Origin of the sequence: Streptococcus halichoeri, from assembly GCF_019774635.1 — a bacterium.
GTDB classification, from domain to species: domain Bacteria; phylum Bacillota; class Bacilli; order Lactobacillales; family Streptococcaceae; genus Streptococcus; species Streptococcus halichoeri.
Genome location: NZ_CP081502.1, coordinates 1840887 through 1854780 on the forward strand (window position 1 = coordinate 1840887; position 13894 = coordinate 1854780).

General features: G+C 41.3%; 14 protein-coding genes. All 14 read right to left on the reverse strand.

Features of this window, described 5'->3' with window-relative positions; genetic code table 11:
• Nucleotides 1-106 precede the first annotated feature (106 nt).
• The gene (locus K5J94_RS08605) at nt 107-889 is read right to left on the reverse strand and encodes a DivIVA domain-containing protein (RefSeq protein ID WP_159543632.1); all 783 of its coding nucleotides are present in this window, start codon (nt 887-889) and stop codon (nt 107-109) included.
• Nucleotides 890-898: 9 nt separating this feature from the next.
• Nucleotides 899-1693 carry a YlmH family RNA-binding protein gene (locus K5J94_RS08610; RefSeq protein WP_159543630.1) on the reverse strand — a complete coding sequence of 265 codons (795 nt, stop codon included), beginning with the start codon at nt 1691-1693 and terminating at the stop codon, nt 899-901.
• The gene (locus K5J94_RS08615) at nt 1690-1947 is read right to left on the reverse strand and encodes a YggT family protein (RefSeq protein ID WP_159543628.1); all 258 of its coding nucleotides are present in this window, start codon (nt 1945-1947) and stop codon (nt 1690-1692) included. Before K5J94_RS08615 ends, K5J94_RS08610 begins: the two co-directional genes overlap by 4 nt.
• 4 nt (nt 1948-1951) lie before the next feature.
• Complete coding sequence (locus K5J94_RS08620; protein ID WP_159564001.1) at nt 1952-2560, reverse strand: cell division protein SepF; 609 nt, start codon at nt 2558-2560, stop codon at nt 1952-1954.
• A gap of 12 nt (nt 2561-2572) precedes the next feature.
• Nucleotides 2573-3244, reverse strand: a complete 672-nt coding sequence (locus K5J94_RS08625; protein ID WP_221912946.1) for a YggS family pyridoxal phosphate-dependent enzyme — start codon at nt 3242-3244, stop codon at nt 2573-2575.
• Nucleotides 3245-3246: 2 nt separating this feature from the next.
• Complete coding sequence (gene ftsZ, locus K5J94_RS08630; protein WP_159543621.1) at nt 3247-4578, reverse strand: cell division protein FtsZ; 1332 nt, start codon at nt 4576-4578, stop codon at nt 3247-3249.
• A 21-nt stretch (nt 4579-4599) separates the two neighbouring features.
• Entirely contained in the window at nt 4600-5961 is a 1362-nt protein-coding gene (gene ftsA, locus K5J94_RS08635) for a cell division protein FtsA (RefSeq protein WP_159563962.1), read from the reverse strand.
• A gap of 189 nt (nt 5962-6150) precedes the next feature.
• Entirely contained in the window at nt 6151-7389 is a 1239-nt protein-coding gene (locus tag K5J94_RS08640; protein ID WP_159563961.1) for a cell division protein FtsQ/DivIB, read from the reverse strand.
• A complete protein-coding gene (locus K5J94_RS08645; protein WP_408022844.1) occupies nt 7390-8460 on the reverse strand; it encodes a UDP-N-acetylglucosamine--N-acetylmuramyl-(pentapeptide) pyrophosphoryl-undecaprenol N-acetylglucosamine transferase in 1071 nt (356 codons plus the stop codon).
• Between the two features lie 14 nt (nt 8461-8474).
• On the reverse strand, nt 8475-9830 hold the full coding sequence (gene murD, locus K5J94_RS08650) for a UDP-N-acetylmuramoyl-L-alanine--D-glutamate ligase (protein ID WP_221912949.1): 1356 nt from the start codon (nt 9828-9830) through the stop codon (nt 8475-8477).
• 297 nt (nt 9831-10127) lie between these two features.
• The gene (locus K5J94_RS08655; protein ID WP_159543611.1) at nt 10128-10367 is read right to left on the reverse strand and encodes a DUF3165 family protein; all 240 of its coding nucleotides are present in this window, start codon (nt 10365-10367) and stop codon (nt 10128-10130) included.
• 57 nt (nt 10368-10424) lie between these two features.
• On the reverse strand, nt 10425-12266 hold the full coding sequence (gene typA / locus K5J94_RS08660; RefSeq protein ID WP_159543609.1) for a translational GTPase TypA: 1842 nt from the start codon (nt 12264-12266) through the stop codon (nt 10425-10427).
• Nucleotides 12267-12514: 248 nt separating this feature from the next.
• Nucleotides 12515-12895, reverse strand: coding sequence for a rhodanese-like domain-containing protein (locus K5J94_RS08665; protein ID WP_159563959.1), 381 nt, complete (start codon nt 12893-12895; stop codon nt 12515-12517).
• 24 nt (nt 12896-12919) lie between these two features.
• Entirely contained in the window at nt 12920-13891 is a 972-nt protein-coding gene (locus tag K5J94_RS08670) for an ROK family glucokinase (protein ID WP_159543605.1), read from the reverse strand.
• Nucleotides 13892-13894: the final 3 nt, after the last annotated feature.

The following is a 13894-nucleotide window of genomic DNA, read 5'->3' on the forward strand; positions in this document are numbered from 1 at the left end:
GACCTCCTAACTTACTGAATTCAGCTAGAAAGATGCGAAAATGATAATTAAATGTCAAGGGATTACAAGTCTCTCATCATCACTTGCTTGCTGTAAATATCAACACTTAATCGCGTTTTTCGTAGTCTTCAATATTTAATTTAAAGGTTTGCGTTTCGTTTAAGTTAACGCCTTGGTTGGAAGTATCAAAACTGTTAGTGTGTTCTAATTGTGCCGCTTCTAATTCACGGTTACTTTCTTCAACACGGCGCTGTAATTCTGCCATTTCTTCGGCTGAAAATTGACGGGTTGCATCAAATGAAGCACTGTCATCAGCTTCTGGCAGGTCTTCATCAAGAACTTCTTTAACAACTTCTTTAAAAGCGGCATCCGAATTTTGCAGATAAATAGCAGTTGGTTGCAACAATTCATTCCACTCAGGCGCATTGGCCAACGTTAACTGTGCTTCAATTGAGGAAATGAGGCGTTGATGGAAAACACGCGTTTGACGTTTCAATTCTTCTGTTTCAATAGCTACACGCTTGGCTTCATCGGTTGCATCACGCAACATTTGATTGGCTTTGGCTTTTGATTCGTCAAGTAAATATTGCGCATCATAATTAGCCTTGCTCACTAAATTTGTCGCTTCTGAATTCGCATTAGCTTTCACTTTTTCGGCTGTTTCTTGCGCTAAAATAACAGACTGGCTCAATGATTCTTTCATTTCATCAAAATAAGCTAGTTTTTCTTCCAGCTGCTTAATCCGTGAAGCATATTGACGATTTTGCTTAACCAGTGATTCATAGTCATCAACGACAATATCTAAAAATTCGTTAACTTCTTCTTCGCTGTAACCACGCAGTTTTGTTTTAAATGTTTTATCTTTAATTTCAAGTGCTGTAAGTACCATTATGTCTCCTTATTTATGCAAGGTTTTTCCTAGCGTCACCTTATATTTACCATGTTTTGTTAAACCATTCAGTCGAATGAATCGAAACCGTCCAAAGCCTCGTACACTCACTAAATCGCCCTCAGCAAGAGTCAGGGCAGATTTGGTTTGTGGGCGATAGTTAACTTTTACTTTTTCTGACTCAATTAATCTGATAGCCTGATGACGTGACATCTTTAGTACACTTGCCATCAGTCGATCAAGTCGCAAACTAGACGTTAACAGATCAGTCTCTTTTTCCGATAAATCCTTCACCTGTTTAAGTTCAGATAGGGGGACTTGCTTTAGCTGAACGCTTGCACGACCAATCTTTGAAATTGTCCCTAACAAATAATCAACAAGTGTTTGTGCAACCATTACTTGGATGTTACCATCTGTAATCAAAATATCACCTATCAAGGATCGCTTGATACCTAATTCATTTAGCAAGGTTCCAAGAACTTGGCAATGCCTAATCTGGTTGAACTTTGCATTATAGGTCATCTCAATCAAAGCCATATCAAAATCTTCCGGATCTAAGACATAATACTCTGGTGCAATAATAACACGCTGGTATTCACTTAGAAATAGATCACTTGACGTAAAACAAGTCAGTTGCGCCTGGGCAACTAAGCTTTGAATGATGGTCAGCTCCCGAGGATTGACAAAATCGGTTACTTGCCAGGCATAGGTCTGATCTACTTGCTGTATTATATCTTTTACTTTGTCAATAAACGCATATTCGTCAGGGTGAAAATGCTGATATATAGTACTGTCCTTTATCATCCAACTAAAATCTTTATGAGTAAGTCACTCACAAAATTCATGACTAAAATCACAATAAGAATGGTGAAATCGAGTCCTGCAAATTGCAAGTGAAAGGATTGAAATGGTTTCAATACGGGTTCCACTATGTCGCTAAGTATTCTTCCTAACCAAGTATTGTAGGCACCTGGAAACCAGGATAACAGGGCATAGGCAATCAAGAGGTAAGAATATACTTTAATTAATTTTAATAATATGAGCAGTACAAAAATCATAAGCTTAACGTCTCTTCATATCAAAATCAAAGCTAATATCCTGGCCCGGATTTGGAATATTCATATCTTCAATATTAACAGATACATTTGATGGGGTCAACAAATACATAGAAGGTCCGACACGTTGTAAGCTGCCATATAATACCTTACTTGCACCATCAATAAAATCAAGGCAGCGTCTTGCTTGGGCATCCAACATATACTGAAAATCAATCAAAACACATTCATTACTGATTAATAAATCAACAATTTCTTGCGCATCTTCATATTTTCGTGGGTATTTTAAAGCAATCGTTGTTTGCTCTTGATTTGCCAACTGCTGATAATGGTCTTGTCGATTAGCAGCTGTGCTTTTCTCACCACGCGGCTCTTTTTTATAGCTAATATTTGCTCGAGCTGACGCTTGCTGAGCACGTTCAGAAGGGTGGGCTTGTGAGGATTCATGTGTTGTTCTCATATTTGGAGCAGCTTGAGTCGCTGCAGTTGTAGCTTGGACGCGATTAGGTCGCTCGGGTTCTTCTTGCGCGTCCTCAAAATGCTCCTCTTCAACGTCATTTAAGTCATCGGTATCAAAATATGAGATTGCTTTATTAAAAAAATCTTTTACTGCCATCATTTTCTCCATTTACTTAAAGAAGGCTGTTCCAATTCGCACGTAAGTTGCTCCGTTTTTGATTGCAATCGGATAATCATTACTCATCCCCATGCTTAATTCGGTGAATGGCATGCGCTTGCGATTTGCTTGGGCTAAGGTTTGACGAAGTTGACTAGCTGTCAGAAAAATACGGTTAATTTCCTCATTACTCGCCTTTAAAGGAGCCATGGTCATTAAGCCAACCAATTCAATTTTTGAAAGCGCAGCAATTTCATTTAATGCCTGATCAATTTCTGAGACTAGAAAACCGTGCTTACTTTCTTCTTGCGAAATATTGACCTGAAGAAAGCACTTAATCGGATGGTCGGCTCGTTTATCAATTTCTTTGGCTAACTTAACAGAATCAAGTGCGTGAAAGTAATCAATGTCGTTAATGATTTCTTTTACTTTTCGCCTTTGTAAGCTACCAATGAAATGCCAACGAACCGGTCTGTCTTTTAGAGCTTGGTGCTTGGCCAAAAATTTATCAACTCTGTTTTCAGCAAAATCAGTGACCCCTAAATCAATGAGCTGAGCGGTCGTTTGAATGTCAACCGTTTTGGTCACAGCCACAATCGTTACGTCATTTGGACGACGATCTGCTTTGGCAATGGCTTTAGCAACCTGTGAATAAACAACATCTTTATGTGTTTTTAAATCCATGTTTAACGATTTTTAAAGAAAGGAGGTGTTTCTAATTCGTCGTCTCCATTATCGTCATTTGGAGTTTCGAAAGTTGACATATGTAATTGATTATCAAGTTCACTTTCATTTGGACGAGAAATGTTATCACGTCTTAAATCCCAGTTACCAAAAGCGGAGCCTTGATTATGCGTTGACTTAGGTGAGCGACCATGTGAGATTGGCATATCACGTGTTTCTCCCATATCAAAGTCAAAGCTTGAACGACGTTCAAAGCTAGGTTGAGAAGCCGTTTGTGCTTGTGTTTGTTCATTTGCATACTGAGCACCTGCTGACTGTTGTGGGTTGCTTTGGTTGTAGCTTCGTGGTTGACGAAAACCTGCCGCCTTATCAGCCTTATCTTGACGAACTCCTGTCGCAACAACTGTGACACGGATTTCATCTTTCATACTGTCATCAATGGAAGTTCCTAGCCAAATATTCACACCATTACCTGCCGCTTGCCCAACAATTTCAGAAGCTTCTTCTGCTTCGGTCAAGGTCATATCCAATCCACCTGTCACGTTAACGATGACATCTTCTGCACCATCAATAGTTGTTTCAAGTAGTGGAGAATAGATAGCTTTACGAGCTGCTTCAACAATGCGTTCTTCGCCAGAACCAACTCCAATTCCCATAAGAGCATTACCCTTATTAGCCATCACTGTCTTCACATCTGCAAAGTCAAGGTTAATCAAACCAGGACTCGTGATTAAGTCAGTAATTCCTTGAACACCTTGGCGAAGAACATTGTCTGCTTCGCTGAGGGCTTCAAGAAGTGGTGTTTTCTTATCAACAATTTCAAGTAAATTGTTATTAGAAATAATAAGAAGGGTATCAACTTGTTCACGTAGTTCTTGGATACCTTCAATGGCATAATTGCCACGTTTATTGCCTTCAAAGCCAAACGGACGAGTTACGACTGCTACGGTTAAGGCGCCGATACCTTTTGCGATGCGGGCAATAACCGGCGCAGCTCCCGTTCCAGAGCCGCCTCCCATACCAGCCGTAATAAAGACCATGTCCGCGCCAGATAGGGCTTCTGTTAATACTTCTTCGCTTTCTTCAGCTGCCTTGCGCCCAACTTCTGGTTGGCCTCCAGCACCAAGACCGCGAGTTAATTTAGGGCCAAGCTGAATTACTGTTTCGGCTTTAGAGGAGCTTAGTGCTTGAATATCAGTGTTTGCTGCGATAAATTCAACCCCTGCGACTCCCTCATCAATCATTCGGTTAATCGCGTTACCGCCGCCACCACCGACACCAATTACTTTTATTAAAGCACCTTGTACTGATGCTGCATCAAATGAAAATGCCATTTTTATTCCTCACTTTTACTTTTAGTCAAACATACTGCCAAAGAAACCACGGAGTTTAGCGCCATAGTCACGTTTTGGCCGATCCGAATCTTTGCTACGATAGCTGTCAGAGACCGGAGCATGTGGTTCAAAAGTTGGCGAACCTGTCTTAGATTCATTATATGCTGGAATATAGGTTTCTTTGCCTGAAAAATCAACTGGTTTTCGTCTTAATAATTCTTCACCAGCCACTGCATTTTGAGCAATTACCTCAACCTCAGACATCATACCAACATACTCTACTAAACTAATGACATTCGCAAACATTGGGTTGCGAATTCCTACTTGATTTGGCACATGAAGTTTGACATTGACTCCAAATACTTCTTGGGCAACCTCGACAACACCAGGCATGATAGCTCCACCACCAACAAGGACAATCCCTCCTGGCAAATCTAACAAACGTCCCCGTTCCAAATCCTGCTTTACTCGGTCCAATATGTGACGAATCCGAGCAGAAACAATTTCTGAAAGGTAGCGTTCGGTTACTTCCACGGGCTCATCACTGCCAACCACATCTACCTTAACTGTATCGGTAGAGCTGGCTTCAGCAACATTAGCTTGTCCAAAATTAAATTTCAAGGCTTCAGCCATTGACATTGATGTCTTAAGAACCTTAGAAATGTCTTTTGTAATGTAGTCGCCACCTTCTGTATAGATATTAGTATACTGAAGTTCCTGGCTTTTCATCGAAGCGACTGTTGTTTGGCCGCCACCCATATCAATAACGGTCGCACCAAATTCACGTTCTCCTTCGTTTAGGACTGATTTTGTCATTGCCAAAGGCAAGATAATAATATTTTCAACAGTGATACCTGCTCGCTCCACTGTTTTACGAAGATTATGCAGAATAGTCGTTGGTCCAGTGTAAATGAGGCCACGCATTTCAAGTCGGGTTCCCATCATTCCCCGAGGATCGCGAATACCTTGAAAGCCATCCACAACAAATTCTTCTGGAACTAAGGAAATCACTTCACGTTCAGGTGTAATGCTCTTTGTGAGAGCTGACTTAACGACATTATCAACGTCTTCGTCTTTGATTTCTTTTGATTCACTTGGGACAGGAATCATTCCTTGGGTTGGTTCAATTTGTAATAAATTAGCAGGTAAGCCAACGTTGATTTTTTCAATGGTGATGCCTGCTTTTTCTTCTGCTTGTCCAACGGCTGCTTTGATTGCTTGTGCTGCCGCTTCAATATCAATAATTATTCCGTCTTTTACGCCTGTACTAGGAACGTTGCTAACTCCGATGACATTCATCTCACCAGAGATATATTCGGCAACCATCACTTTTATGGAGCTAGTCCCTATATCCAAACCAGTAAAAAAGCCATTTCTAGCCATTCACTTGCCCTCACTATCTTTCCAAACTTATACTATTCTAAACACTGTTCAAAACAGAATCATTCAGGAAACATTATACCATAAAAAAACGTAAAATGTTATCATTTCACGTTTTTTGTTATAGAATCTTAATTTTTTAAAAGGCGTAAAAACAACCTATTTCACGGCACTTTGTGCCCATCACATTTCTCATTCATGACCCTGACCAGAAGGTGGCTCTTGCGATGCGGTATCGCCTCCTTGGACCTGGGCAGCAGTACCTGCTGGTGCCGCTTGAGCATTTGCGGGAGTTGTTGAGGTTGCAGGTATAGTTTGCTCCTGTGCTTGATTAGTAGGAGCCTTAGGCTCATCAGCCTTCTTAGAGTCAGACTTATCATCAACAGCCTTTGCTTCAATGGCCTGGGTTGTAGTATAAATCCCAACCTCCATATCCACAATTGAAGGTTCCTTGAGATTCTTTTTAATTTTTAAATAGTAAGGCAACCGTTTAGGCAACTGGCTTTGGGCAAGGCGAATAATATTTCCATCTTGCATCGTTAAGACGAGCAAATCAGTGGTTGTTTTCGATTTTGCTGAATTGATAGATTTAATATCCTTCACCAAGTCTGCTGGTAACTTGGCTAAATCTCGAACAAGCTCTTGAATGGCCTGTTGATCTTCCAAATTAATAATCAAATACGATTTTGGTAAGGAGTCCTTAGAGATTGCTGCTACGCGCCGACCATTTTCTAATATTGGCTGGTAGCCTTTTTGCGTTTGAGCATAAGCAATAATTCGGTGTTCCTTGATCTTAAAGGTAAAGTGATTAAGAAAATGGTACTTGATTTTAGCATCTTTAACCCAAATGTCTTGAGAAATAAGGTTATGCTCATAATGCTTTCGACCAAACAAAAGTTTGATCCAATAATCTGAAGACTTGATGCCACTTTCTTGTATCAGCTGTGCTTTAGAAACATGTGTATTCCCAGTGATTGTAATCCTTTTAGCTTGACTATAAGGCGTCACAAAATAACCAGATAGAGCCAAGACTAAGGTGCTAATCAGTAAAACGGGTAAAGCTTTAATAAAGGCTAGCTCTTTTTTAGATCTAGTTCGTGGCTGTTTCTTAACCGGTTTGATTTTAGTTGCTTTGGCTTTTTTTGCTGACTTTGTCTTCTTTGCAGCCTTCTTGCCAGAGCTTTTAACTGATTTTGACAATGTTTTGGAATCATCTGTAGAATCTGATGTCTGATCAGCTGGTGAGGAATCATCAGAGGTTGGTTTGGTTTGTATCTCTTGACGTTTCTTAATGCGCAGCTTTTCTTTTAATTTGTATTCATCAGCTTCTTTAGCTTTTTTTTTCTGTAAAAACTCAATATTGCGCTTTTGCCATTCCGTTAAAACAACTGGCTCTTGATCATTTGGCTTGTTGTGCTTTTCTTGTGTCATTTAGTTTTCTTTCGGTTTAGAGCTTAGGTCATTTTTTAATAGGTTATAAAATTTTTCTGGTGATGTCAACTCCTTGGAATGTTGCATATTGTCCTGGTAACTTCTTTGGTTGTGTAATAGATGCTTCAGTTTTGCTTGCAAGTGAGCAAAGGTTAAATCTTCCTCAGAAAGAGTGACTGCATAGCCTTGCTTTTCAAAATAAGCAGCGTTTTCTAATTGATCACCCCGGCTTGCTTCACGGCCAAGTGGGACGATAAGATGTGGTTTTGCCATCGCTACTAATTCAAAAATAGTGTTAGAACCACCACGGGTAATCACAATATCAGCTAAATCCATCAAAGGATAATAAAGATCTATCACATAATCAATCCGGTAGAGATGCCTTGATAACCCCTTTAAATCAGCATCACCTGTAATGTTGATAACATTATAATGCTCCAACAAATCACTGGTTTTGGAAATGAATTCATTAAAGACCTTAGCACCTGCTGACCCCCCAATAAAAAGCAGCGTTGGCAAATTTCTGTCAAACTGAGCCTTAATCTCCTCAATTTGCGGCAAGAGACTGGGGTCAACTGCCCCTTCTCTTACCTTTGTAATTGCACCAACATGTTTAACTTTGGTTAGTTGGCTTGGCTGCTGAAAAGTGCTATACATGGTAGTCGCAAAACGGTAGGCAATTTTATTTGCTAAGCCCATGGATAAATCCGATTCGTGCACAAATACACGAACTCCCAGCATTTTAGCAGCAATCACTGGTGGCACTGAAACAAAGCCACCTTTGGAAAACAGTGCTTGGGGTCGCACCCTAGCTAAAATGACCAGAGATTGCAAAATACCACAAACAACTTTAAAGACATCCGCAAAATTTTGCCATGAAAAATAGCGGCGCAATTTCCCCGTAGCAATGGCATGGAAAGTCACCGGCAGACCTGATTTTTGGATCTGCTCTTGTTCTATACCATTTTGGGCTCCAATATAATGGATTTCCCAGCCGTCTTTAATAAAATAAGGAATCAGGAGCAAGTTTAAGGTGACATGGCCAACCGTGCCGCCTCCCGTAAACATCATTTTTTTAGCCACGCTTATTCTCCTTTTAAGCTTTCAACAGTGGCAATAAACTCCTCACCACGAACTTCAAAGTTTTGATACATGTCCCAGGAGGCATTAGCTGGGCTTAGTAAAATCACATCACCGGCTTTAGCCATTGCAAAAGCTTTGATCGTCGCATCCCGCACATCCTTTGCATCCATGTAAGGGACTTGGGCTAAATCAGCTGCGCGTTTGACCCGCTGTGCTGACTGACCTAATACTACCATCTGTTTAAGACCAGTCAAATCAGGGACAAGGTCGTCAAATTCATTGCCTCTATCTAGACCACCAGCAATTAAAATCACTCTAGCATTATCAAAGCCTGACAGTGCTTTTTGAGTGGCTAACATATTGGTAGACTTACTGTCATTATAAAAGGTGACTCCCTTAACTTGACCGAGTGCCTGCAAGCGGTGTTTGACACCAGTAAAATGCATTAGGCTGGTCCGAATATCCTGATTGCTGATGCCAGATAGCTTTGCCACCGCAATAGTTGCTAAAGCATTTTCAATGTTGTGACTGCCAGGCACACCCACCTCAGCCGCAGCCATAATGCGCTCCTCTTTAAAATATAAGTGACCATCTTGTAGGTAGGCTCCTTCAACTCTTTCATGCGTTGAAAAAGGAAGCACTTGGGCCTTGGTTTTTTGGGCTAATTCTTTAGCAATGCTTTGATTAAAATTCAGCACAATATAATCATCTGCAGTCATTTGCTTTTGAATGTTCCATTTGGCAGCAACATAGGCCTCAAACGAACCATGATAGTCCAGATGTGTTGGCATCAAATTAGTAATCACTGCAATACGAGGGTGAAAGTGCTCCACACCCATCAATTGAAAGCTAGAGAGCTCCATTACAAGCGTATCAGTCGCTTTAGCAGTTTTAACAACCTCACTAGCTGGGTAACCAATGTTCCCTGATAGGCGGGCCGCTTGCCCCCCAGCTTCTAAAACAGTCGCAATCATCGTGGTTGTCGTTGTTTTCCCGTTGGAGCCAGTAATGCCGATAATTGGTGCTTCTGAAACCAGATAAGCTAATTCGACTTCTGTATAAATAGGGATTCCCTTTGCTTGTGCAGCTTTTACCATGGGGTTAGCATAAGAAATTCCTGGATTTTTGACCATCAGGACGAATTGTTCATCTAGTAAATCAACAGGATGACTACCACAAATGACTTTTATCCCTTCTTCTAAGAGGGATTGAGCAGCAGGGTTTTCAGCAAAAGGTTTCGCATCATTTACGGTGACGATCGCTCCTAAGGCTTGCAGCAAGCGGGCAGCTGCTTCACCGGACTTGGCCAGACCTAAAATGAGGACTTTTTTATGTAAAAAGCTTGTTATCTGTTTCATAGGTTCACTCTATCTGTTAGTTTAAGATTTCCCTACTATTCTAACCTTATTTAGTTGATTTTTCAAGGTGAAGCAGCATCCAAGTAAAAGCCTAAGCAGCGCTAAAAATCGGTCGCTTTTTTCGCTCAACCTTTCTAGTGCAACTATTTTAAAAAAACTGACTAACAACCTAACTAGCCTTTTTAACCGCAAAGGGAACGGCTGAGCAGCGGCTAGCGCATGCTTGCTAAGACTTGATCTGGCACTGGTTTTAGGATACACAAAAGAACTGCTCCAAAGAACAGCTCTCTTATAAGTTTATTTTTTTGACATGTGCTGAATATCTCTGATCGCAAAAACAGCTAAGGCAATCATGCCCAAGGCAATCAAAATTTCAGGGGGTGACTGCATAAACTTGACAAGACTTAGGCAGGCAAGCACCAGCAAGGTTGCTAAAATCCCAACGACCCCAATCATTGTTAGAGTGTTACGCACGCTTTTTGGTGCCATAAATAAATAATAAGAAATAATCAACACAGCGACTATGAGATAAAACATATTGGACCTCAATCATTTTTGACAGCTGTTTAACTGCAAGTCAAGTAGGGTGGGAGGTTATTCTGCCGATTTTTTCTTTTTATTTGCCTTATCCCGCGCTGCCTTATTCAAAATTTGTTTGCGTAGTCGAATGGCTTCTGGTGTGACTTCCATATACTCGTCATCAGCTAAGAATTCTAACGACTCTTCAAGTGTCAAAATTCGAGGAGTTTTAATGACAGCTGTTTGGTCCTTAGTTGCAGAACGCACATTTGTCATTTGCTTAGCCGTTGTAATATTGACACCAAGATCGTTTTCTCGTGAATTTTCTCCGACAATCATGCCTTCATAGACTTCTGTCCCTGGATTGACAAAGATTGTACCGCGCTCTTCAATACGCATGATGGAATAAGTTGTTGCTTTGCCATTTTCGATGGAAACAAGAGCACCGCGATGGCGACCACCAATTTCGCCTGGAACCACTGGCAAATATTGGTCAAAGGTATGGTTCATGATACCATAGCCACGCGTCATTGATAAAAATTCTGTTGAATAGCCAATCAAGCCACGCGCTGGAATCAAGAAAATCAACCGGGTCTGACCATTTCCCACCATTTGCATATCAAGCATATCACCTTTACGCTCTGATAAGGATTGGATAATAGCTCCCTGATATTCTTCTGGTGTATCAATTTGTACCCGTTCAAAAGGTTCACATTTGACGCCATCAATCTCTTTGATGATAACTTCTGGCCTAGAAACTTGCAATTCATAACCTTCACGGCGCATTGTCTCAATCAAAATAGACAAGTGTAATTCCCCACGACCTGAAACAGTCCATTTATCTGGAGAATCAGTTGGTTCAACCCGCAAGGAAACATCGGTTTGAAGCTCGGCTAAGAGACGTTCTTCTACTTTACGAGAGGTAATCCATTTCCCTTCACGACCGGCAAAAGGCGAGTTATTGACCAAGAAAGTCATCTGAAGTGTTGGTTCGTCAATACGAAGAACCGGTAGGGCTTCGACACAATCTGTAGGAGTAATGGTTTCGCCAACGAAAATGTCTTCCATACCTGAAACGGCAATCAAATCACCAGCCTTAGCCTCTTGGATTTCACGGCGTTCAAGTCCAAAGAAACCAAAGAGCTTGGTCACGCGGAAATTCTTAGTTGTGCCATCTAGTTTTGAGAGGGTCACTTGGTCACCCACTTTAACAGTACCACGAAAAACACGTCCAATACCAATACGTCCGACAAAGTCATTGTAATCAAGAAGCGACACTTGGAATTGCAACGGCTCATCTGAATTATCAACTGGAGCTGGAATGTGATCAATGATGGTATCAAAAATAGGTGCCATCGTATGCTCTTGGTCAGCTGGATCGTCAGACAACGATGAGGTTCCATTGATTGCTGAAGCATAAACAACTGGGAATTCTAACTGTTCATCGTCAGCACCAAGTTCAATGAAAAGTTCAAGCACCTCATCTACGACTTCTGCTGGGCGAGCTGATGGTTTGTCAATTTTGTTAACCACAACAATCGGAATCAGATTTTGCTCAAGAGCTTTTTTCAACACAAAACGGGTTTGCGGCATGGTTCCTTCGTAGGCATCCACAACCAGAACAACACCATCAACCATTTTCATGATCCGCTCAACCTCACCACCAAAGTCCGCGTGCCCTGGGGTATCCATGATATTAATACGGACATCATTATAGGCCACAGCCGTGTTTTTGGCCAAGATGGTAATGCCCCGTTCTTTTTCAATATCATTGGAATCCATCGCCCGCTCCTCAAGCTCTTTACGGGCATCTAAGGTGTGGGATTGTTTTAATAGTTCATCAACAAGTGTTGTTTTTCCGTGGTCAACGTGCGCAATAATTGCAACGTTACGGATGTCATCTCTAGTTTGTGTCATGTTTTCCTCTTGTAGCATTTAATTTTATAACTGAACAATTATACCATAATTTTCTTGAAAAAACAGGAATCGGCTAATTGTAAATGTTTTCAGCTGCTTCATGCGTCCAACAAAAACAAAAAAGGACTAAACAGAAGTGATGCTCTCCACCCAGTTGCCCTTTCATCCTTTTATACGTTTTTCATAAAACAAACAGCAAGGTCACAAGAAAAGCTCCCGCTAGGTGGTGACCTAGCTTAAACTTACGGTTATTTGACTTTGCCATCCCAAGCATCAAAGCCTGTTTTTAAGAAGTATAAATCAGTGTAACCAGCAGCTTTCAATTGACGCGCAGCCTTAGGCGCAAAAGTGGGCCTTGAACCTTCATAAAGCAAAATCGGTTTATCCTTGCGCAGCGCTGATAAGGCAACCGCAAATTGCCGCTCAGAAAAATTACGCGCCCCAAGAATGTGTTTGCGTTGAAAACTTGCTGGATCGCGAAGATCAATAATTTGACTGTGGCGCATCATCGCTTTAAAGGTTTCGTTATCAATTTGTGTGACACTCTTTTTAAAGGCATAGTAACGCCAAAACATGTAAGCAAGTATCGCTAGTAGAACAATGAAAAAGACAAGTGTGACAGGAGACATCTGCTCCTCCTATTCTATTTGGATTTAGTTTTCTAAAAATTGAAGGGCTAGGCTAGCAGCGCCGATAATTCCAGCATCATTGCCCAGCTCGGCAATCTTGATTTTCGTTGTATTGCGCACCTGTGGGAAGCTATAGTGCATAAAGTGAGTTTCTACCCGGCTTCGTAAAAATTCGCCAGCTGCTGAAACGCCTCCGCCAATGACTACAGAATCTGGATTCAAGATATTAGAAATATTGGCTGAAGCAAGCCCTAAGTACCGACAAACCTTTTCAACAACAGCGTTTGCAAAACGATCCCCAGCTTCTGCGGCCTTAAATATGTCCTTACTTGATACCGCTTCACCATTATCAATATCTGCTTTAATGCGTGAAGAACCTGCATAGGATTCTGCTAATAAACGAGCAACTTTGACAACACCTGTTGCTGAGGCAACTGTTTCTAGGCAGCCAATATTGCCACAAGTACATTGAAATCCGTCATCTGGTTCCACAACCATGTGGCCAATCTCACCCCCTGCACCAGCGACACCATGAATGAGATTACCATCAGCGATAATACCACCGCCCACACCTGTTCCTAGGGTCATAAAGACAACATCAGGTTTATTATCACCAGCTCCTACCCAACGTTCTCCTAAAGCGGCAACGTTGGCATCATTATCAATCGCAAAGGCAATGCCCAATTCTTTTTCCAGGACTGAGCCAACTTCTTGTGTTTTTTTCCAATTGAGATTGTAGGCACCGGTAACGGTTTTTTGCGTGCGATCAACTGCACCGGGTGATCCCATACCAATTCCGATAAAATCGTCCTTAGTCAAACCATACATCGCGAGCCGATGTTTGATTGAAGCGACAATATCTGGCACAATGTTCCTGCCATCTTCTAATATATTGGTCTCAATTGTCCACTTTTCTTGCACTTGGCCTTCTGGCGTCAAGACGCCAAATTTAATGCTAGTACCACCTAAATCAATTCCTAATAATTTTTGACTCATTAT

Bases quoted from the DNA above. Each gene is read 5' to 3' on its own strand.
- K5J94_RS08605 (WP_159543632.1), bottom strand. From the start codon at position 889: ATGGTACTTACAGCACTTGAAATTAAAGATAAAACATTTAAAACAAAA.
- K5J94_RS08610 (WP_159543630.1), bottom strand. From the start codon at position 1,693: ATGATAAAGGACAGTACTATATATCAGCATTTTCACCCTGACGAATAT.
- K5J94_RS08615 (WP_159543628.1), bottom strand. From the start codon at position 1,947: ATGATTTTTGTACTGCTCATATTATTAAAATTAATTAAAGTATATTCT.
- K5J94_RS08620 (WP_159564001.1), bottom strand. From the start codon at position 2,560: ATGGCAGTAAAAGATTTTTTTAATAAAGCAATCTCATATTTTGATACC.
- K5J94_RS08625 (WP_221912946.1), bottom strand. From the start codon at position 3,244: ATGGATTTAAAAACACATAAAGATGTTGTTTATTCACAGGTTGCTAAA.
- ftsZ (WP_159543621.1), bottom strand. From the start codon at position 4,578: ATGGCATTTTCATTTGATGCAGCATCAGTACAAGGTGCTTTAATAAAA.
- ftsA (WP_159563962.1), bottom strand. From the start codon at position 5,961: ATGGCTAGAAATGGCTTTTTTACTGGTTTGGATATAGGGACTAGCTCC.
- K5J94_RS08640 (WP_159563961.1), bottom strand. From the start codon at position 7,389: ATGACACAAGAAAAGCACAACAAGCCAAATGATCAAGAGCCAGTTGTT.
- K5J94_RS08645 (WP_408022844.1), bottom strand. From the start codon at position 8,460: ATGATGTTTACGGGAGGCGGCACGGTTGGCCATGTCACCTTAAACTTG.
- murD (WP_221912949.1), bottom strand. From the start codon at position 9,830: ATGAAACAGATAACAAGCTTTTTACATAAAAAAGTCCTCATTTTAGGT.
- K5J94_RS08655 (WP_159543611.1), bottom strand. From the start codon at position 10,367: ATGTTTTATCTCATAGTCGCTGTGTTGATTATTTCTTATTATTTATTT.
- typA (WP_159543609.1), bottom strand. From the start codon at position 12,266: ATGACACAAACTAGAGATGACATCCGTAACGTTGCAATTATTGCGCAC.
- K5J94_RS08665 (WP_159563959.1), bottom strand. From the start codon at position 12,895: ATGTCTCCTGTCACACTTGTCTTTTTCATTGTTCTACTAGCGATACTT.
- K5J94_RS08670 (WP_159543605.1), bottom strand. From the start codon at position 13,891: ATGAGTCAAAAATTATTAGGAATTGATTTAGGTGGTACTAGCATTAAA.